At 44.2% G+C, this 19,919-nt stretch carries 18 protein-coding genes and 1 pseudogene; 13 read left to right on the top strand and 6 right to left on the bottom strand.

Annotated features, from left to right (window positions below; all coding sequences use genetic code 11):
* The first annotated feature begins 75 nt into the window (after window positions 1–75).
* The 7 genes and pseudogenes from DESOR_RS21110 (at window position 76) to DESOR_RS21090 (ending at window position 6,293) form a co-directional block, all read left to right on the top strand.
* On the top strand, window positions 76–708 hold the full coding sequence (locus tag DESOR_RS21110; protein ID WP_014186625.1) for a cobalamin B12-binding domain-containing protein: 633 nt from the start codon (window positions 76–78) through the stop codon (window positions 706–708).
* A gap of 197 nt (window positions 709–905) precedes the next feature.
* Window positions 906–1,706, top strand: a complete 801-nt coding sequence (locus DESOR_RS21105) for a methyltetrahydrofolate cobalamin methyltransferase (RefSeq protein WP_014186624.1) — start codon at window positions 906–908, stop codon at window positions 1,704–1,706.
* A 778-nt stretch (window positions 1,707–2,484) separates the two neighbouring features.
* Entirely contained in the window at window positions 2,485–3,186 is a 702-nt protein-coding gene (locus DESOR_RS27555; RefSeq protein WP_052304335.1) for a BCCT family transporter, read from the top strand.
* Window positions 3,177–4,052 (top strand): annotated as a pseudogene (locus DESOR_RS27550) (BCCT family transporter). The gene DESOR_RS27555 and the pseudogene DESOR_RS27550 overlap by 10 nt, the downstream one beginning before the upstream one ends.
* Before the next feature lie 124 nt (window positions 4,053–4,176).
* On the top strand, window positions 4,177–4,350 hold the full coding sequence (locus DESOR_RS29495) for a hypothetical protein (RefSeq protein ID WP_158309059.1): 174 nt from the start codon (window positions 4,177–4,179) through the stop codon (window positions 4,348–4,350).
* Window positions 4,351–4,397: 47 nt separating this feature from the next.
* Complete coding sequence (locus DESOR_RS21095) at window positions 4,398–5,246, top strand: amidohydrolase family protein (RefSeq protein WP_014186623.1); 849 nt, start codon at window positions 4,398–4,400, stop codon at window positions 5,244–5,246.
* A gap of 54 nt (window positions 5,247–5,300) precedes the next feature.
* Window positions 5,301–6,293: an NADH:flavin oxidoreductase gene (locus DESOR_RS21090; protein WP_014186622.1), complete on the top strand. Its 993-nt coding sequence runs from the start codon at window positions 5,301–5,303 to the stop codon at window positions 6,291–6,293.
* Here the strand turns inward: DESOR_RS21090 and DESOR_RS21085 are convergent.
* From DESOR_RS21085 to DESOR_RS21070, 4 genes are read right to left on the bottom strand one after another with little or no spacing between them, the layout of a single operon-like run.
* The gene (locus DESOR_RS21085) at window positions 6,223–7,197 is read right to left on the bottom strand and encodes a hypothetical protein (protein ID WP_014186621.1); all 975 of its coding nucleotides are present in this window, start codon (window positions 7,195–7,197) and stop codon (window positions 6,223–6,225) included. The two genes, DESOR_RS21090 and DESOR_RS21085, sit on opposite strands and share 71 nt — an antisense overlap.
* On the bottom strand, window positions 7,194–7,625 hold the full coding sequence (locus DESOR_RS21080; RefSeq protein ID WP_014186620.1) for a hypothetical protein: 432 nt from the start codon (window positions 7,623–7,625) through the stop codon (window positions 7,194–7,196). The genes DESOR_RS21085 and DESOR_RS21080 overlap by 4 nt, the downstream gene beginning before the upstream one ends.
* A gap of 11 nt (window positions 7,626–7,636) precedes the next feature.
* Entirely contained in the window at window positions 7,637–8,548 is a 912-nt protein-coding gene (locus DESOR_RS21075; RefSeq protein WP_014186619.1) for a M56 family metallopeptidase, read from the bottom strand.
* Between the two features lie 3 nt (window positions 8,549–8,551).
* Window positions 8,552–8,908 (bottom strand): BlaI/MecI/CopY family transcriptional regulator, encoded by a 357-nt coding sequence (locus tag DESOR_RS21070; protein ID WP_014186618.1) that lies wholly within the window; start codon window positions 8,906–8,908, stop codon window positions 8,552–8,554.
* 336 nt (window positions 8,909–9,244) lie between these two features.
* On the opposite strand from DESOR_RS21070, the gene DESOR_RS21065 reads away from it, so the two are divergent.
* The 3 genes from DESOR_RS21065 (at window position 9,245) to DESOR_RS30460 (ending at window position 12,308) form a co-directional block, all read left to right on the top strand.
* On the top strand, window positions 9,245–10,162 hold the full coding sequence (locus DESOR_RS21065) for an Rpn family recombination-promoting nuclease/putative transposase (protein WP_014186617.1): 918 nt from the start codon (window positions 9,245–9,247) through the stop codon (window positions 10,160–10,162).
* Window positions 10,163–10,486: 324 nt separating this feature from the next.
* On the top strand, window positions 10,487–11,677 hold the full coding sequence (locus tag DESOR_RS21060) for an MFS transporter (RefSeq protein ID WP_014186615.1): 1,191 nt from the start codon (window positions 10,487–10,489) through the stop codon (window positions 11,675–11,677).
* Window positions 11,678–12,140: 463 nt separating this feature from the next.
* Window positions 12,141–12,308 carry an HIT family protein gene (locus DESOR_RS30460; RefSeq protein ID WP_345788351.1) on the top strand — a complete coding sequence of 56 codons (168 nt, stop codon included), beginning with the start codon at window positions 12,141–12,143 and terminating at the stop codon, window positions 12,306–12,308.
* Here the strand turns inward: DESOR_RS30460 and DESOR_RS21055 are convergent.
* Window positions 12,266–14,101 (bottom strand): multicopper oxidase family protein, encoded by a 1,836-nt coding sequence (locus DESOR_RS21055; protein WP_014186614.1) that lies wholly within the window; start codon window positions 14,099–14,101, stop codon window positions 12,266–12,268. The two genes, DESOR_RS30460 and DESOR_RS21055, sit on opposite strands and share 43 nt — an antisense overlap.
* Before the next feature lie 194 nt (window positions 14,102–14,295).
* Between DESOR_RS21055 and DESOR_RS30455 the strand changes: the two genes are divergently transcribed.
* The gene (locus DESOR_RS30455; RefSeq protein ID WP_158309058.1) at window positions 14,296–14,757 is read left to right on the top strand and encodes a GNAT family N-acetyltransferase; all 462 of its coding nucleotides are present in this window, start codon (window positions 14,296–14,298) and stop codon (window positions 14,755–14,757) included.
* Window positions 14,758–14,805: 48 nt separating this feature from the next.
* On the opposite strand, the gene DESOR_RS30450 is transcribed toward DESOR_RS30455, so the two are convergent.
* Window positions 14,806–14,919: a DUF3102 domain-containing protein gene (locus DESOR_RS30450; protein ID WP_427854250.1), complete on the bottom strand. Its 114-nt coding sequence runs from the start codon at window positions 14,917–14,919 to the stop codon at window positions 14,806–14,808.
* A gap of 289 nt (window positions 14,920–15,208) precedes the next feature.
* On the opposite strand from DESOR_RS30450, the gene DESOR_RS21045 reads away from it, so the two are divergent.
* Together DESOR_RS21045 and DESOR_RS27545 are read left to right on the top strand one after the other, a co-directional pair.
* Window positions 15,209–17,818, top strand: coding sequence for a winged helix-turn-helix domain-containing protein (locus DESOR_RS21045; protein ID WP_014186612.1), 2,610 nt, complete (start codon window positions 15,209–15,211; stop codon window positions 17,816–17,818).
* 184 nt (window positions 17,819–18,002) lie between these two features.
* Entirely contained in the window at window positions 18,003–19,688 is a 1,686-nt protein-coding gene (locus DESOR_RS27545) for a phosphatidylinositol-specific phospholipase C domain-containing protein (RefSeq protein ID WP_014186611.1), read from the top strand.
* Window positions 19,689–19,919 lie beyond the last annotated feature (231 nt).

Genomic DNA, 19,919 nt, shown 5'->3' with positions numbered 1-19,919 from the left:
TTATTTGTTTACTTCTATGAGTTGGTTTTTCTTATCATATATAAATATTATTTATTTGAGGAGGCATTAATCAATATGAGTGACTTTAACACATTGTCTGAATCAGTAATTAGTGGAAATTTTAGGCTTGCAAAGGATCTTACTCAGAAAATGATCGACGGTGGTACCAATCCAATCCAGATCATCAACGAGGGATTAATTGCTGGCATGAATGTTGTGGCGGTACGGTTTAAAGCTGGGGATATGTACGTTCCAGAGGTAATGATGTCAGCCAAAGCAATGAGTGTTGGTATTGAACTCGTAAAACCTCTCATTGCATCCGCTGATATTCCAACGACGGGAAAAATCGTGATCGGCACAGTAAGCGGTGACATGCATGATATAGGCAAAAACCTTGTAATTATGATGTTAGAAAGCGTTGGATTCAATGTTGTCGACTTGGGTGTGGACGTAAAACCCGAGGCCTTTGTCGAAGCGGTAAAAGAACACCAGCCTCAGATAATCGGCTTATCTGCTTTACTCACCACAACGATGTTGAATATGAAAGAGACTTTGGTTGCTTTAGAAGCTGCAGGAGTGAGGGAGAAAGTTAAGGTAATTGTTGGCGGTGCACCGGTGACCCAGGCGTTTTGCGATCAGATTGGGGCTGACGGTTATGCAGAGGACGCCGCCGTAGCGTCAGACTTATGCAAGAAACTTGTCAGCTAAATCTGAATCATAAGGGTAACTAAGGCTGTCGCCTCGCCACATGCTAACTAGAATGCTAATTTGAGTGAAGACAGTTTCTGCAGAAGGCTAATACGTGCGAAGACAGTGTCTGCAAGAATGGTTAATACGTGCGAAGACAGTGTCTTCGCGCGGGCGTCAGCCAAGTTTTCTTAAAAAATAATTAAGGAGGCGCTAGGATGTTAGTAGTAGGGGAACTTATCAATACGAGCAGGAAACATATTAGAGAAGCCGTTGAAGCTAAAGACGCGGCATACATTCAAAGGATTGCCAAGGAACAGGTTGAAGCAGGAGCGGATTATTTGGATATAAACTGTGGTACTAGGGTTTTCGACGAAGAAGAAACCATGGCATGGCTGGTGAATACGGTGAGAGAGGTTGTTCAATTGCCTTTGTGTATCGACAGCCCGAATCCCAAAGCTTTGGCAGTAGGTCTGGGATTAGCCAGCAACGGACAGTCGATGGTTAACTCCATTTCGGCCGAAAAGGAACGATTTGAAAGTGTATTGCCTTTGGTACAGAAATACAAGACTAAAGTAGTTGCGCTTTGTATGGACGATAAAGGGATCCCAGAAACTGCGGAAGACCGGTTGCGGGTAGCGGACACACTAGTAAGTGATCTATTAGCAGCGGGAATCCTTCAAGATGACATTTACCTTGATCCTTTGATTAAACCCTTAGGAGTTAACAATCAATACGGAGTGGAAGTTCTCGATAGCGTTAGATCTATCCATTTAAAATACCCCAAGATTCACTTCGTTTGCGGGTTATCTAACATATCATTCGGGCTTCCAGAGAGAAAATTGTTAAACAGGACCTTTATGGTGATGAACATTGCAGTGGGAATGGATGCCTTTATTCTTGATCCGTTAGATCAAACTATCATGTCTATGTTTGGTGCTGCTCGAGCCTTGGCCGGTCAGGATGAGTATTGCATGGAATATATTACTGGGGTTCGTGCTGGCAGAATAAAGGCCTAATCTCAAAGAACGTTTTGGTAAGATTATCGTGGTCTATACCTAGGAAGGGAAACCTGTTACCGCTGATGATTTAAACACCCTTCAATAGAGGATAGGTAATATTGTGGCTCCCAAAGGTGCCTTCTGAAAAACCAGAAGGCACCTTTTGCTTATTGTGTGCCCGAACACCTTACGTACAAAGACTTAAGTATATCTTTATATAATATTTCTTTCTAATTTTGAAAAAATTAACATAAGAAAATTTTAGTTTGTGAGAAAAATTCTAAAGTTTAAGGTGTCAAAAATATTATGCGTCGCACAATTTTTTTAATAAAGATTAACCCTTAAATATTGAGGAAAAATGGAGTAGCACAATTTTTGTGCGGTTTGTTCAGTATGCAAATTAGCAAACCTTAATAATACGGTCCTCTGGTATTGGTATAAATATTGCGTAATATATTTGTATTCAGAAAATTCTCAGAAAGGATAATTTTTTTGAGTATTCGCAGCATTAAATGCATTTCGATGGGAACCGAACCCTTCAAATCAAAGTCCCATCGGAAGGCCAATGTCTGATCGTAAAAAGGCTTGATGAAATATTAAAAAGGTCGGAATTTTGGGTAAAAAATTAAGAACACCTTAAGTTCCTTAAGATAAATTTACTTACTAAATAATAGGAGGTGATGTTATATAAGCTTAGCACTGTATAAGACATATTGAGACTTAGGATTCAATAAAGAACAAGCTAACAAGGCTATCTTAGGGAGTATTTCAACATTTTAACAAAAGGAGGCACAAAATGGAGAGCAATCAAAAAAAAATAATTCATAAGGTATTTTGGCCACCGTTTATTTTATTGCTTGCAACTGTTGTTTTGAATTTTGCTAATTATGATCTATTTACTAAAGTTATGAATACTGCGTTCACCTGGGTTATGCAGAATTTCGGTTGGTTTTTTGAAATAACAGCCCTGGTTCTTGTGTTTGTGGCTGTCGCAATTTTGTTCTCGTCAGTGGGAAATATCCGATTTGGGGGAGACGATGCTAAACCGGAATTATCTACGTGGAATTGGTTCGCCATAGCCTTATGTACCGGGATTGGGACCGGGATAGTTTTCTGGGGAGTTGCCGAACCGATGATGCATTTTTCCTCTCCACCTGCATCTTTAGGTCTTGAGCCTTTCAGTCAGGCGGCTGCATTGTTTTCCATGTCTACTGCTTATCTGCACTGGACCATTACTCCCCATGCCATGTATGTAATCAGTGCCATTCCAATTGCTTTGGCTTATTATAATTACAAGCAACCCCTAATGGTTAATTCCAGTTTGTATTTCCTGAGGGGCGATAAGTGTCAGGGTACAGTACGAAAGATTGTTGACGTAGTTTGTCTTTATGCTATTGCTGGCGGAGTCGCGGCTTCCTTAGGGACGGGACTGTTGCAAATTGGCAGCGGCTTGCATTTTATCTTTGGAATTCAACCCAGTCCTTTTGTGTGGCTGTAATTACAGCAGTAATTGTTACAGCTTATACCTTATCCTCCTATTCTGGACTACAAAAAGGGATCCGAATGTTGAGTGACATTAACACAAAGCTATTTTTCGCAGTTTTGTTATTCATTCTAATCGTAGGCCCCACTTCATTTATTTTAAATTTAGGAGTTGAAGGATTAGGCCAATATGTTGGCCAATTTTTTGAAAAGTCTATGTTTTTAAGTAGCGTCACTGGCGATCAATGGCCTATTTGATGGACTCTGGTTTACTGGGCTATTTGGTTCGCTTTTGCTCCGATTGTTGGTTTGTTTTTAGTTCGAATTTCGTACGGAAGAACACTCCGCCAATTCATTTCTGTAAATTTGTTGTTGCCTGCTGTTTTTGGTATGGTGTGGTTTGCAGTTTTTGGCGGTACAGCAATTCATATGCAGTTAAGTGGTGCCATGGATCTCTGGAAAAGTATAACCACCAATGGGATGGAAAACGCAATTTTTGCATTCTTTTCAGCCTTACCATTAGGAAGTATTTTAGTCCCATTATTTCTGTTTATAATTTTCATTTCATTTGTTACTCTTGCTGATTCAATGACAACAAGCATTTCAGGTATGTGTATTTCGGGATTGTCCAGGACAGATAATGAAGCTCCTTTATTAATAAAAGTAGTATGGGGTGTCCTTTTGGGTGCCGTGGCATGGGTCATGATAGGTTTTAAAGGAATTGATGGAGTCAAGATGATTGCCACATTGGCTGGAATGCCCATTTCATTTTTAATACTTATAATGGTAGTATCTTTGACAAAAGTGCTTTGGTGGCCGGAAGTAAAACTTTTTCATGGAATAAGAAAAGATCTTAATGAGACTGCCAATAAATCTCAATAACAAATAGAATCTGGCCATACAATTTCATAGAACTATAGTAGCAACGCCTCCACCAAAGGACGTTCAACTACACTAGAAGAGAGAATTGAAGTTGTTAGCTACTGCATAGCCAATGATAAGGACTATGGAGCAACAATCGAAAAGTATGGAGTATCCTAACAACCCTCGCTTTTCAGGCGAGGGTTTTCAAAACATTACTATTTTGTCAGTAGCAGCCATTTTCCTGTATAAGGCTGCTACTGTTGTTCCTATTGATACCTATGATATTGTGAAGGACAATAACAAAATGAGGGTATGATATAATGAAGAAATTATAATAGGAAACCAAATACGGGGGATGGTATTTTGAAAATCATTGATGCGCATTTGCATTTTTCATGTCGCCCTGGATTTAATGAAACGGCGAAAAATATATCACAAGTGGAATTTAGTGCTCAAGGGCTAAGACAAGAGTTTGAACAAGCCGGTGTTGTAGCTGGAATCATCATGTCAACGCCCAGTCGGGAGCCCAACCAACCTTCGGGAAGTCCGGAAGAATTTGTTTTGGCAGATGGGACTGTAGAAGGTTTACTTTCTTGTGTAGGCGTCAATCCTGAAAGGCTTAAGGAAGATCATAAAGAACTTGATTATATTGAAGGAGAACTTAAAAAAAGGGGAGTGACAGGGATTAAACTCTATCCCGGTTATTTTCCATATTACGTGTATGATTCGATTTATGATCCTATCTATGAGCTTGCTCGCAAATACGAAGTTCCCGTAGCGATTCATTGTGGCGATACACAATCCCCAAAAGGGCTTTTAAAATATTCCCATCCGTTAACGATTGATGAGTTAGCCGTAAAACAAGAGGACGTTACGTTTGTGATCTGTCATATGGGCATCCCGTGGATGATTGATGCAGCAGAGGTCACCGCCAAGAATCATAATGTTTACGCAGACTTATCCGGACTCATCGCAGGGAATAAAGAGCACGTGATGAAAATCAAAGATAAAAGGCTTTATGTCGAGTATATACAACAAGCCTTAGTCATTTCCAATTGCTATAATAAAGTTCTATTTGGATCAGATTGGCCACTTGTACCTATTAAACCTTACGTAGAATTTATCAAGCATGTTATACCGGAAGAGTATCACGAAGCTGTATTTTATCGAAATGTGCTTAAGGTTTATCCTAAACTTAATGAAATTTTGTAAGAGAATGCTACTTTTAATTATTACGGTGGATGAAATTTAAGGAGGGTTTCTTTTATGGCTCATTTACTAGATACATTGCAAGCAGGCTCGTTGACCCTGCATAATCGTCTGATTATGCCTCCCATGGCCACTGCCAAGTCTGAAGCGGACGGTGGTGTAAGCAAGGCTGTCCTCGACTATTATCAAGAAAAATCGAACGGCGGCTGTTTCTCGCTCATCATAGTTGAACATAGCTTCGTAAGTCCCGAAGGTAAAGCTAGCAAGAATCAACTCTGTGTCGCTAATGATCATCTGGTGGAAGGATTACGTAGTTTAGCCCAGGTTATTCACAGCAATGGTTCAAAAGCTGTGATGCAAATTAATCACGCTGGAAGCGCCACCACTCAGGAAGTCATCGGAGAGATTCCGGTCGCTCCCTCTCCGGTTCCTCATCCTTGGAATGGAAATACCCCTAAAGAGCTTAGTAAACAGGAAATTACTGATATCGTCCAAGCCTTTCAAGATGCTGCCCGTCGTGTAAAGGAAGCAGGCTTTGACGGAGTGGAGATACATTCTGCCCACGGCTACCTACTTAACCAATTTTTCTCTCCCTTGAGCAACAAGCGAACCGATGAGTATGGTGGAACGATTCATAATCGCCTTCGCCTCCATCTGCAGATTATCGCTGCAGTCAAAGCTGTTGTGGGCAACGATTTCCCACTACTCTTACGGTTAGGGTCTTGCGATTTTAAGGAAGGCGGCATCACGATTGAAGATAGCCAGATAGCTGCTAAAGAATTCGAGAAAGCAGGCATCACCATTCTCGATATTTCCGGCAGCTTCTTAGGTTATAAATCTCCGGGGAGTTCTGAGCAAGGCTATTTCTCCCCTCTGACCGAAGCGATTAAAAAGGTTGTATCCATCCCTGTCATTCTAACTGGCGGCATTACTGAACCCCAAGCGGCTGAGAAATTGCTGGCAGCAGAAAAAGCTGACCTCATCGGCGTCGGGCGCGCGGTACTACAGGATTCTCAATGGGCGAAACAGGCAATTGAAACATTGGCATAAGGATATAGGTAATCCCACCGGAGCCCAGAATAACCAAAAGGTCGGCGGGGGAAAAGGGGATTATCTCTAAGGATTCAAAGAAGAACCCCTGGCCATAGATAAAGAGAACCCCATCCATCAGTACCAGCTCCCCCAGATACATCAGGAGTGTTGTCAAGGAAGCAGATAAGGCAGGTATAGTCTTGGCGAACAGCGGGCTTTTTCCATACAACAGCGAGCCGCAATAAATACCGGCGGTAATGCCGAACACTGTAAAGAATCCAGCCATCAGCAGGGCAGATAAGGGGGAAATATGGAGGGTGCCGTTTCTGTAAAAGGCGGTAAAACAGGCTAAAATGCAAAGGCTAATGAACAACAGCGCGGAAACCCCTTGAGCAATCAGCGGACGCTTCTTAGAAAAATTCTGTTCTCTGCTCATTTTTCCAAAGCCATAGACCACCTTCAGCACGGTTAGTATGATGACAATAGCAATAAGGTAAAAGTGAAATTTGAAAGCCGGATTATTCGCTGCATAGATAGGTTCCCCGATGGAGCGGAGAACCTCCGGAGTGGCCATACACAAGCTTAATTGCCAGGATTCAAGGGGCATTTCCACATACCCTTCAATGACTTTGATTTGTTCAAAGCCAAATTCAAAAGTCAGGAATAAGAGAATTCCCAAAACTGAAACCACCGGCAGAGTGCGGCTTTTGCAGAGCTTAAAGATCAGGGGCATGAGTGCGGAGGAAGCAATTAAGGCAATACATATAGGGGTGTAAGGAATAATATATTTTGGATAATCAGATGCATAGATAAAACCATGTTCTAAATAATTGCCCAGGGTTACAAAACCCATGTATAGAGGGTAAATAGAGACTAAGAAAAGGATATACAGGGACAGGAAATAGAATTTTTTATAGCTCATAAGTATTCCCCCCTGATACGGCCTTGGACGTCTTGTCTGGCTGAGTTGTTTTGGCTGCCTTCGTAGACAGCTTTTATGTATTGATAGTCTAAGTACCCGGAAGAGACCTTAAAGCATTCTGTCGTACCGTCAAGCCAAAACACTCCCTTCTTATCAACCCAGAAGCTTTTAACCCCTTTCCCTTTATAGGAAAAAGATACATGAAAGGCAGTTAGCAGATCTATTTGCTCAGCAGTTTTTTCAAAGCTGAGAGAGTTGAACTGACTAAGTAAGTTATCGACGATCCCTTGATCTGCTCCAAACATTACATAACTGGAAAAACTTAAACCTATTGTAATATTATCTGCCTCAAGGGTTTTGCTGCTTGACCTTATACATCCTGTCAGCAGCAAGAAGAGAATCAGCATGATTAAGAAAACTCGTTTCACAGCAGCACCTCCTAAACAGCAGCGTTGGTGAGCATGATCACAGCAATCGAGATTAGCAAGGCAGCAAAGCAGAGTGAAGAAAAGAGCGTAAGCTTTTTATAGGATAAGATCCTTTCCAGGCGCAGCTTCGTTTTTGTTCCGCCAAATGCCGAGGCGAAGAAAGCTTTGCCGGAAGCGCAGGTGAGTAGGGCGAGGGCATACTCCTTGGTCTGCCGTTCATCGAAATTTTTGATAACCTTGGCATCACAGGCCAGTTCCATATCGGCAAAAAAGTACTTGAGGAATATCCAGGATAGGGGATTGAACCAATGAACGCTGGCTGTCAGCAAGGCTATGGCCCGCAAGAGATTGTCCCGGCGTGTTATATGCACCTGTTCATGGAGCAGAATATACTCCAGATCCCCGGCAGCTATTTGGGCAGGGATCATGATTTTGGGCCGAATAATACCATAGACGGCCGGAGCGGTAATTTTATCCGATTGATAGATATTGCCGCTTATAAGCTGCGCAGTCTTCAACTCTGATTTGTTAAAGAAGTAGAGCACCACCAAGACCAGAATGATAACACAGGAAACAATAATCCATATCAGGGATGCCACATTAAGCAGGTTTTTAAGCAGGTCGGTTTTGTATTCGAGAGGGAAGTAGTTTTTGGCAGCCATTATACTGTTGGTGGCTGTGATCTGAGGCAGTTCCTGGCGGACAATCACTGTTTTGGTGGTGAATTTAGAAATCAAGTTTAGCAGGCTGTATTGATTAGCAATGCCTACAGGCAGCCAGAACCTGATCAGGGGAAGAAGCCATAAGACATAGACTGCAAAACGCGGCAGAATTTTAAGTTTACGCAAGGACAAAACAAGCAATCCGGCAACACTGCCGAGGATACTCATGTTAAGTACCCAGTAAAACAATTCAGCCAGCATGGACTACCTCTTTTCTATCAGTTTTTTCAACATCTCCAGCTCATCCTCAGTAAGGTCATTTTCTATGAACGAAGCGAAAAAGGCTTTTTTCGAGCCGTTATACAACTTGTCGATAAGGCTTTGGGTTTCAGCCTTGCGTACCTCTGCTTTTTGGACCAGGGAAGTACAGATAAAATTCGGTTCAGTCCGTCGAAGGGCATTTTTATCCAGCAGTTTTTTAATAATCGTATAGGTTGTATTCTTATTCCAGCCGATTGTTTCAGCAGCGATCAGAGAAATTTCTTTGGCCGATACCGGCTCCTTATCCCACACAATGTCCATGATTTTCAGTTCGCTGTCAAAAAGCTTTACAACTGTCAAAATTAAAACCTCCAGACTATTCTAATAGTATGAGTATATACTACTTGAATAGTCTGGAGTTGTAAAGACTATTTTAAAAAACAGTGGAACCTTTTTAACCCCCGGCCAAAGATTATGGTGTCTTGCAGGCTGGCGATATCCGGGTTCTGATGGGGAGAAGTAAAGCATGGCCCAGAAGGACAATCTTGTTGTTTTCCCAGTTTCCATAAATCCCTGATATCCCAAGCGAGGGATTAGTTAAGATTATTAGTGAGAAGTCCCGGGTTACAGATAATATACGAATCGACCATATTATGGTATGATTAAAGCGTAAGTAAGCATGGGGAGAATGGGTTTATGAGACAGCTAATAGACCTGAAAATTGATTATGCTTTTAAGCTTATCTTTGGCAAAACCGGTAATGAGCCAATTCTTATGGCCTTCTTAAATGCTGCGCTCAAACTCCCCCGCGACAATCAGATAACCTCAGTTCAATTATTAAATCCTGAACTTGATAAAGACTTCAAAGACGATAAAAAGTCTGTCCTGGATATCAGGGCGTTAACTACTGAGGGGATTCAAGTTAATATTGAAATTCAACTGGCCAACCGGCATGATATGGACAAACGGACTCTTTTCTACTGGGCCAGAATGTATACTCGTCAAATGCGGGAAGGGATGGCCTATCAAGAGCTGGCTAAGACTATTACTATTAATATCCTGGATTTCAGATATATTAAAGAGACGAGAAGCTACCATAGTGTTTTTAGACTTTTCGAAGTAGAAGAGGGGTTTGAGCTGACCGAGGCTCTGGAAATACATTTCATGGAGCTGCCCAAGCTCTTGGTTAAGTGGAGAGAAGGATTGATTAGTCCCAGGGAAGATGCCTTAGTGCGGTGGTTATTCCTTTTAGAGGGCTCGGAGGATGAAGAAATCTATAAAACCTTGGAGGAGATCGCTATGCAAGATCCTATATTGAATCAAGCTATGGATGAATGGGAAAAATCCAGTGATGATCCAAGAATCCGGGAAATCTACTGGTCAAGGCAAAAAGCAATCCTTGATGAGAAGGCAGCAATAAGGGAAGCAGAATTGAGATTAAAAAAAGGGATGGAGGAAGGCTTAAAACAAGGCTTGAAGCAAGGGATAGAACAAGGAATAGAAGAAGGTAAACTTACAATAGCAAAAAAAATGTTAAAGAGGGGAATGGATATTGGAGTAATCTCCGACATTGTAGGAATGTCGGAAGAAGAAATAAAAAACTTAAAAGGATGAGTGGGATATAGTAATCAACAAAGCAAGAGGTGTCAATCAGATTCAGGACTGACTGTACCTCTTATATTTTTCATTATTGTTGAAAGCCCACTTCGCAGGTGGATACATTATTTGCTGCAAGAAAGGAGATTTTTATGTCTAAAAACTATGAGTCTGAGTTTAAAGTCATAGCTGCCTTTATGGTAAAAGAGATTCTGCCACCGCCTCCTGTAAGCGACGTTAATTCTAAGTACAATCTCTTTTAGCCGGGTAAGGATTGCCTGACTTATACCATATCACCGGCATCCTCCTCGGCCGAAAGGGGTAAAAAGGAGGAGCTTACGAATGGTAACTATGCTTCGGGACAAAACCCTTTTGGGATTAATCTTCGCGGTCCTGTTAATGATGGTCGGAGTAGGCATGATAGTTGTGATATTGCCGCAACGAGTCGTGTCTTTGGATGGAAATGGGCATTCGGTAGGATATCTGGCTTCAGCTTTCGCCTTTTCCTATATGCTGTTCCAAGTTCCTATCGGCAGCTTGTCGGATAAATTAGGCTTCAAGCTGTTTCTAATCCTTGGATATTTGCTGTGTTTTTTAGCCGGATTAGTATTTTTCTTTGCAACAAGCTCAGGCTTGATATTTTTCGCCCGGCTTTTGCAAGGAGTCGGCGAAGCGCCGGTTTGGGCGTTAGCCCCAGCGTTACTGTCAGTAAAATATCCAATGAATAAGGGTAAGGTAATGGGGATATACAACGCAGCTATCCATTTCGGCCTTACTTTGGGGCCTGTTTTGGGAGTGGTATTGGCGAAGGTATTGACCGGGAATGCGGTATTTCTGATCTACTCTTTTGGCTGTTTAGCTGGCGCGGTTGTAATCAGTCTTCTAGTGGAGCCTCTCACGAAAAAAGAAGGAACGAGTGTGAGCTTGTTTGATCTTCAGAACATATTAAAATTGATCAAACAGCGAAAAACCTGTATTTCTTTGCTGGGGATTACTTTATACGGAGCTGGTTATGGAATTTTCCTCACGACAATCCCTACATTTTTATTGCAAGAAAAGGCCTTAAGTGCAGTTGCTATCGGATTATTCTTCTCATTGTTTTATGTGGCGATAAGCATTTCACAAGTTATTACCGGCTCATTATCGGACAGATTTGGCTGGAATACATTTATGATTATAGGACTTCTTGTCGCCGCTGGCGGGATAATTATTACTCCATTCTTAAGTGGCCTGCTAATCTTCTTGCCACTAACGGTCGCGAGTTTAGGAATGGGCGTTTTTTATCTTGCCTCAATGGGCTTCTTAAATGAAATCGTGCCCAACTCTTTAAAGGGTACTATTTCTGGGGCATATTATCTCTTTTGGGGAGTCGGGATGTTTTTTGGCCCCCCAATAGTAACTAAGATTGCAGCATACGTCAGTTTTCAGGCATCAATGACCGGTTATTCGTTGCTTATGCTGCTAGTCGCATCCAGGATGGTGAAACTATTCGGCTGGAATAGAGCCGCTAGTCAAGCGAAGATTTCAGACTAATATTTATTCAATGTAAATGAACGTTATTGTCTGAGATGCAGCCGGAGTTGATAAGGGAATAAAACAGGCCGTCTCGTGTTATGAGACGGCCCTAACCCAGTGGAATCGTCGAGAGTTCCCATCCTTTTGTTGGAGACTATACTATTATACTTGCAACAGGTTGTCTACACTCATTGTTATGATCATGAAGAAGAAATAACCGCCCCCGTCCAAGGATTGCGGTTATTTCTTAGTAACTCGTAGTTCCGGCTAACCCTTCGGTTAGACAATCTGCCGGGCTGGCGTGCTTCCAACACGTCAGTCCTTATTAAATATAATATCCATAGATTGTAAAATATGCAACCGGCTAACATATAAAAGGCCCGAAAGAGAGAAAATCAAATCGTTAGGAAAGAAGGGGAAGCAAAGTAAGTGAATGTTTTTTTGTAAGCTTCCAGAGATAGCTATCCTTGTCTAGAACGATCTGGCCCTGGCCTTTTTTGATAAATTCCCGGTCAATGAAGGACATGTTCTGATTATTCCCAAGAGGCATGTCGCAAGCTTCTTTGACCTAACCGAAGAAGGAGTTCTGGGCACCTGGAGATTAGTTCAGGAAGTAAAAGATTTGTTAGACAGCCGCTTCGTAGGATAACTAAACGGATTTCTCACTTTGTAGGGACGCATCATGTCATTGTCTTCATGATCAATGAGGTGGCAGTGCCAGACATACCCTGGCTTTGCAGCTGGGTTAAATGGAAATCTATTAATACCTGGGACGGAAAACTTCACATCTTGGGGAGCAAAGCGCACTCGTATCGTCGTTACTTGGCCCGGATAGGCTTGAATTGTATCTTTCCAGCCACTTTCATGAGCCGGTGGTTTTATTGGCCCATCCAGCAGGTAAGGTTTTACAGGCAACACTTTTGTCGGATGGTCAAGGGGGGGTTCACCGTTGAGTGCTAACCAATCATTAGTATACTGGGCAACCAGGAAGTCCTGCCGGCTGATCAACTGAAATTGAATCAAGTGGAGATGGATGGGATGAGCGCCTCTAGACAGGTTCACGAGCTGCCAGTCCTCCGTCGCTCCTACCAGCGGCAGTTCGGAGACCGGCGCCATCCATGTCTGACCGTCCAGCATAAGTTCCAATGGTTTGGTGGGGTTACCAACCACCATAAGGGTTAAGGTGCGTATTTTAACGGGGCACTTCAGCGGGGGGATAATGTTTAAGACTTTAGGCAATGGCGGCGGAACGACAGCGGGTTTATTAAGCACTGTAAACTGCATAACCTGCCCTGTTGTCTCGGTATCAGGAGCATTTCCGTTTGGGAAAGGTGCATTGGCCGTATTGGTCAGAATTAATTTAGTTCCCGGTGTCAGCTGGGAAAAATCCACCAGGATATCTGCCCGTTCGGCCGGAGCAATGAGCAGGGAAACGAGCTGAATCGGCTTTGGCAGATAGCCGCCGTCTGTTCCGATTTGTTTAAAGGGCATTTGGTTGGAAAAGGCCAGATTATAGAAGCGGGTATTGGAGCCGTTCAAAATCCGAAAACGATACTGCCTGGGTTCAACATCCAGATTAGGCCATACCTTGCCATTGACCATTATGGTGTTGCCTATAAAGGCCGGTCTCCAGTAGGGATGAATATCCGGATTTACACCATTATTAGGAAATAACAAGGAGCCGTCGTCAAAGAAAGACCGGTCCTGGATAACAAGGGGGATCTCATATTTGCCGTGGGGCAGCTTGGAGTTTTTTCCCTCCAGGGGATTGTGGGGATCGCGTAATATATAGAACCCAGCTAAACCCATATAGACGTTAAGGCGGGTGAGGCCCAGGGTATGATCGTGATACCAAAGGGTAGTCGGTTCCTGCGCATTAACATAGTGATAGCGGGATTTAATAAAATCAGGCCCAGTGATAGCTTCCCCGGCTGTGAACCAGGCTTCCGGGTAGCCGTCGGAAGACGGTTCAGTCTCCCCGCCGTGCAGGTGGGTAACAATCGGCACTGGACTTTGGGCTAAAGGAAATCCCGGTGGAAACGGCGGAAAAGGGAGCATCGGCATTGGCATATTATTTGGATTAGCCCAGTGAATAGTTGGATCGACCGCTAACGGATGTGGTTCAGTCAGGTTGTTAATCCATTGCACATTGATCGGAATGTGTCTAATTGCATCGAAAGTAGGACCGGGTGTGGAACGGAAATCCGGAATAATCTCACCGGTTTCCGGGTCCCTGACTTTGCCTTCATACCCATAAACAGTTGTTGCGGGGAATTCCGCAGGTAATAATTGTTGGGTGAATTCACTGATTGTCACCGAGTAATTATGGCTTTTAACTTTGCCGGTCTTGGGATCTTTAACCACTGTTGGCTCAAATACAGGCGGGACAACCAGTTGGTTTTCGAATTTCTTAATAGTTGTTGGATCAAGCGGATTAGGCATTTGAACTCTCCTTTCACTAAAGGCGATTTAGACTAGGTTCCGAAATGGGAATGTAAGTTGAAAACTGTGTTTGTGGTTATCGTAATTTTTTAAAAAAGCATCTTAGAACTATAATGGTGAGATGTTATAAGATATGAAATTTTGCCCTATAGCGTGTCTACGGTTAATAAAAGAACATGAATTTTGAAACGAGATTGAAAGCAAGTTTTGAAAACTCTCCGGTTAATCAGATTATTATTGCCAAAGATAACGGTATTCCTATTGGTTATGTTTTTTCTACCACAGAAAATTTCCCCAACAAGGTGGGGTGCTTAAATCATCTGTTTTTTAAGGAAAGTTACCGAGGGATGGGAATTGGTTCAAAATTACTGAAGTGGCTGGAAGAGAGAGTACGGAGCCGGACAGCTTGTCTCCTCAAATTCGGATTTGAATCCGAATTTCTCGTCCTTAAGCCACATTTTCAGCAGATCATAAACTTTATTCTTATAAATGATATACGTCTCCTTGTCATTGGGAGCGATTTGGAGCAGTTTATGCTTCACTTCCTTAATGGTTTCATCCAGGCTTTCACAAAGGAAGGCGATATGGTTGGCCCTGACCTTGAGGGACGTATTAATGAAGTTCGTTTTCATCCTCTCGTAGCTCTTGGCGTTTGAGGTTTTTTGGAGGGATTCCAGAGAATCCTTCAGCTGCCTGGCTGTAGCTCAAATTCGGATTCGAATCCGAATTGAGGAGGAAAGCTGTCCGGCTCCGTACTCTTTGAAGATACGTATCATTTTATTGGCCCTGCTCTGAGAGAAATCCACCGACTCCTCCAGCTGTTTTTAGCATCACAAGTTGAAATTCCTAAGATATCACAAAGGGTAAAAAATATATAAGGTTTGATTGACAACATTCTTTTCTACTCGAATTTTTTGCGAATTATTATCGTTACTATTTAGAGGAAATTAATGAAATCTGTAGAAATTCAGATTATAAAAGGGATTGGAAGATTGTTGATATTGTTAAATTTGAGGCTCATAATAAATTAGGGAAATATTTTAACTGGATATATTGACGAGCTAATTATCTTCACGAATCGGAATTTATATATAGCGAGGTGGCGGCATGAAACGAAAGGTTATTCCCATAAATAATTATACGCTTCAGGTTCCTTTGCTTCAGGCCAAGCTGCAAATGCCGCGCACCTTGACTGGCCTGGTGGAGCGACCGCGGATCTATTCCCGTTTGGATGGGATGCTGCAAAACGGACTCACCTTGGTAACAGCCCCCGCCGGGTTCGGCAAGACTAGTGCTGTGGCTCAGTGGGCCGGGCACAAGGGTTTCCCCGTGGCCTGGCTGTCTTTAGACGACGGCGATAACGACCCGGTGCGCTTCTGGACCTATGTTACAGCCGCCCTAAGCGGCCTGGAGGAGGGTATTGGCAGAGAGACGGCGCCCCTATTGCATTCCTCAACCAATCCGCCTTGGGAAGCGATCATTTCTTTGCTTATAGACGATCTGTCAAAACTACCCTTTGATTGTGCCCTGATCCTTGACGATTATCACCTTATCAATGAACCTCTTGTTCACGAAACCCTCTCATTCCTGGTGCGCTATGCCCCTCAGCAAATGCATCCGATCATCGTCGGACGCACAGAACCGCCTCTGCGGATGTCTCGCCGGCGGACCGCCGGACAAGTGGCGGAATTGACCGTTCAGGACCTTATCTTTGCTATGGAGGAAGCGGCGGCCTTCTGCAGTCAGAAGAACATCGACCTCACCGGCGAAGAGGTCGAAATATTGACCCAACGTACAGGAGGCTGGGTCGCCGGCATGCAGATGGCGGCTATGTCTTTGCTGAAAAGTGACAATAAAACCGCGACAATCGAAGGATTCGGGGGCAGAGACCGCCTGCTCGCCGGTTACTTCCGAGAAGAGGTGTTTGGGGGGATCGGGCCAAATGTTCAGGAGTTCCTGCTCCAGACATCCATCCTTGACCATCTCTCCGGACCGCTCTGCGCGGCAGTGACCGGCAGGTCGGACAGCGGCACCGTGCTCGCCGCTGTGGCCCAGGCAAGTGGTTTTGTGACCTGCCTGGACGAAAAGGACGGCTGGTATGTTTATCATCACCTCTTTGCCGAATTCTTGCGGGGCCTTTTTCAGGAAAAATATCCGGGGCAGATCCTTGGTATGTATGGAAAAGCCGCCCGTTGGTGTGTTGATGCCGGGCTGACTGCTAAAGCCGTCGATTACTTCTTGCAAGGGGAGGATTACCATCAGGCGGCCGGCTTGGTGGAGCAACTGTTTCTGGAAATGCCGGGCTGGGATGAAACAGCCACCCTGTTCCGTTGGCTGCAGGCCCTGCCAGCCGAAAAACTGAAGGAAAGCTCAACCCTGTGTGTGGCTCAGGCCTGGGCTGCCGTTGCGGCCAACCAGCCTGACGAAGTGGAGCGGTGGCTGAAACAGGCGGATGATGTCTGGCGGGAGCTAAAGCAAAATGGTATTGGCGATGATAACAGGATAACCATCGACCGGGCTGTTCTGGGAGCCTACCTGGCGATCAAACGAATGAATGTGCCGGAAAGCCTGCGCTGGTTGGCCCAGGCCGGTCAGGCCAGGAAGAAGTTTATTACATATAACTTGATCAATATATTGCAGCCCCAGGAACCCAGCCTGCTGGGAGGAGTGCTGGGAGCCTTCGGCCACCTGCAAGAGAAGGCGCAGGCCATAGAGAGCGGGTCCTTCCTCAAAGTCAGAGCCCTGATCGCCCCAGCCATCCGCGCGGGTTACGCTCTGGTAGCTAACGCCGAGGCCTTTTACGAATGGAACAAGCTGGATGATGCAACCCGGAGCCTGGCGGAAGGGATGGAAGAGGCTCAAAAGATGGAAGAGACCGGAGCTTTGGTGCCGGCCCTGTTCACCCTCTCCAGGATCCACTTCGCCCGCGGCGACCTGGCGGGCGCCCTGACTGCAGCCATGGAGGGGGAAAAGATTGTTCGGAGCTTGAGCCAGCCGCAGTGGCTGCCCCCCCTGGCCGCCCTTAAGGCGCGCCTCCACCTGGCGGCGGGTGATGTACCGGCAGTTGAGGAATGGCTGGCCGGAAGTCGTCTGGACGTATACGACCGCCTCAGTGCCGCCCGGACCTACGAACACATAACCCTGGCCAGAGTTTTGCTGGCCCGGGGACGGCGGGATGAGGCACTGCTGCTTTTGGAGCGCTTGCTGGTCTTTACCGAAAAGGAGGAGCGCTTGCCCGGGATCATCGAAATATCCAACCTGATGGCCTTCGCCTGTGATGCTATGGGTCGGACTGCCCAAGCCTTGGAAATCCTCCGACAGAACCTCGTTCTTGGTCGGGAGAATGCTTACCTGCGCAGCTTCGTTGACGAAGGAGTGCCGATGCTGGCTCTCTTGCGGCGTCTGAGCCACAGCCGTCCAGCGGAGGAGTCGGCTTATGTCCGGCAGTTAATCTCCCTCTTACGCGGGAGCCCGGTGATCAGCTTCCCTGGGCTGCAGGCGGCACCTGCGACTCACTTGGATGAACCCCTCACAACCAAGGAACTGGCCGTGCTGCACCTGGCGGCCAATGGCCTGGACAACCGTTCAATCGCCGGGGAACTCGGCGTCGGGCTGGTGACGGTCAAATTCCACCTGACCAATATCTTTGGCAAGCTGGGAGTCACCGGGCGCCGGGAGGCGGTGGAGCGGGCGCGCCAGTCGGGCCTGATCCGGTAAAAAATAGTTCATTTTCTAGACCTTTTGCGCAATTTTCCTATACCAGGTATAGTAACAAAACCAAATCAAAATGGTAGAATGCGCTTGGCATAGTATGCCAGGTGCTTTTTGTTTCCATCAGCCAGCAAAGGCCGGCGGAGCTCAACCGAAAAAGGATTAATTTTAAATTAAGGAGGAGTAAAAAATGAAAGTTTCTACAAATGCTTTTGTACCACTACATCAGATTAACAGTTTGCCATGGATGTCATATTTACCAGACGAAATAAGCCTTGCAAACATTTCAATTCCTGGTACACACGACTCAGGTGCCCAACATGGCTTTCTTGCTATCAAATGCCAGGATTTAAAAATTTCTGAGCAATTAGATGCAGGAGTAAGATATTTGGACATTAGATGCCGTAAAATAAATAATTCTTTTACTATACATCATGATTGTGTTTACCAAAATATGAATTTTGATGATGTTATGGGTTATTGTCAAACGTTTTTTGAAAAACATCCTTCCGAGACAATTGTTATGAGAGTTAAGGATGAGTATAGTGCTAACGATGATAACTGTACCCTTGATTTTGAACAAATATTTAGGAACTATGTTAATAAATACCCCAATATGTGGTATCTAGATACCACTATACCCAGCTTAGCTGATGTAAGGGGAAAGATTGTCTTACTTAGAAACTTCACTTTAGCAGCGGGTATAACGTCGTATGGAATAAATTATGATAACATTCAAAACGAAGACGAATATTCGGTTTGGACAGTAGACCAAAAATGGACTTCTACTAAAAAAGGAATGGACAACGCAAAAGCAAATTATAATAAAACAACTTTATATTTAACACAAGCAAGTGGTTATTGTGGCCTGGCTAGAAAAGATATCTCAGATCAAATCAACCCAAAAATTAAGGATTACTGTGATGGAATCGCAAATAAAGGATTAGGCATAATTGCTGTGGATTATGTTAATGGGGAAATTTGCAGGCAAATAATCTTAACTAATTATGGTTTTAAATTTTTTGATAAAAATACTAAAATAGTGCCATTTGATTGCAATGGGGATGGAAAAAAAGACTTGTTCGTATATATTCCAGGAAAAGGTGCTGGCTGGGTAGTCAGGTCGAATGAAGATGGAACCTTCACGGCGGTATATGCCCAAGGTGATGGAATTGCAGGATATGATCTTTTGTCTCCTGACGACAAAGTATTAGTATTTGATTACGACGGGGACGGTAAAGACGATTTGTTCCTATACAGACCAGGAAAAGGTGCTGCCTGGGTAGCCAAATCGAATGGAGATGGAACCTTCACGGCGGTATATGCCCAAGGTCATGGTGGAAATGGAATTGCAGGATATGATCTTTTGTCTCCTGACGACAAGGTATTAGCATTTGATTACAACGGGGACGGTAAAGACGATTTGTTCCTATACAGACCAGGAAAAGGTGCTGCCTGGGTAGCCAGGTCGAATGGAGATGGAACCTTCACGGCGGTATATGCCCAAGGTCATGGTGGAAATGGAATTGCAGGATATGATCTTTTGTCTCCTGACGACAAAGTATTAGTATTTGATTACAACGGGGACGGTAAAGACGATTTGTTCCTATACAGACCAGGAAAAGGTGCTGCCTGGGCAGCCAAATCGAACGGAGATGGAACCTTTACGGCGGTATATGCCCAAGGTCATGGTGGAAATGGAATTGCAGGATATGATCTTTTGTCTCCTGACGACAAAGTATTAGTATTTGATTACAACGGGGACGGTAAAGACGATTTGTTCCTATACAGACCAGGAAAAAGTGCTGCCTGGGTAGCCAAATCGAATGGAGATGGAACCTTCACGGCGGTATATGCCCAAGGAGACCAGGGGTAGGTATAATATTCTGACCAATATCTTCAGCAAGCTGGGGGTCTAGGAAAAGAAAAAGGAATTGAACGGGATGAAATTGCATCTAGATGTTGTGAGTTTGCGAATAAATTTGAAATAGAATTCGGAAGTTTAAACTGCAGGGATTTAAGGCCTGAAGGATTAAAATTGGATAATCCGCCGCATTTATGTGAGAATTTAACGAAACGTGCAATTGTTCCATATGCCGGAGATGGG

The organism is Desulfosporosinus orientis DSM 765, from assembly GCF_000235605.1.
In the GTDB taxonomy this organism is placed as follows: domain Bacteria; phylum Bacillota; class Desulfitobacteriia; order Desulfitobacteriales; family Desulfitobacteriaceae; genus Desulfosporosinus; species Desulfosporosinus orientis.
The sequence above is the reverse complement of the archived record's forward strand: the minus strand, read 5'-3'. Positions and strand labels throughout refer to the sequence as shown.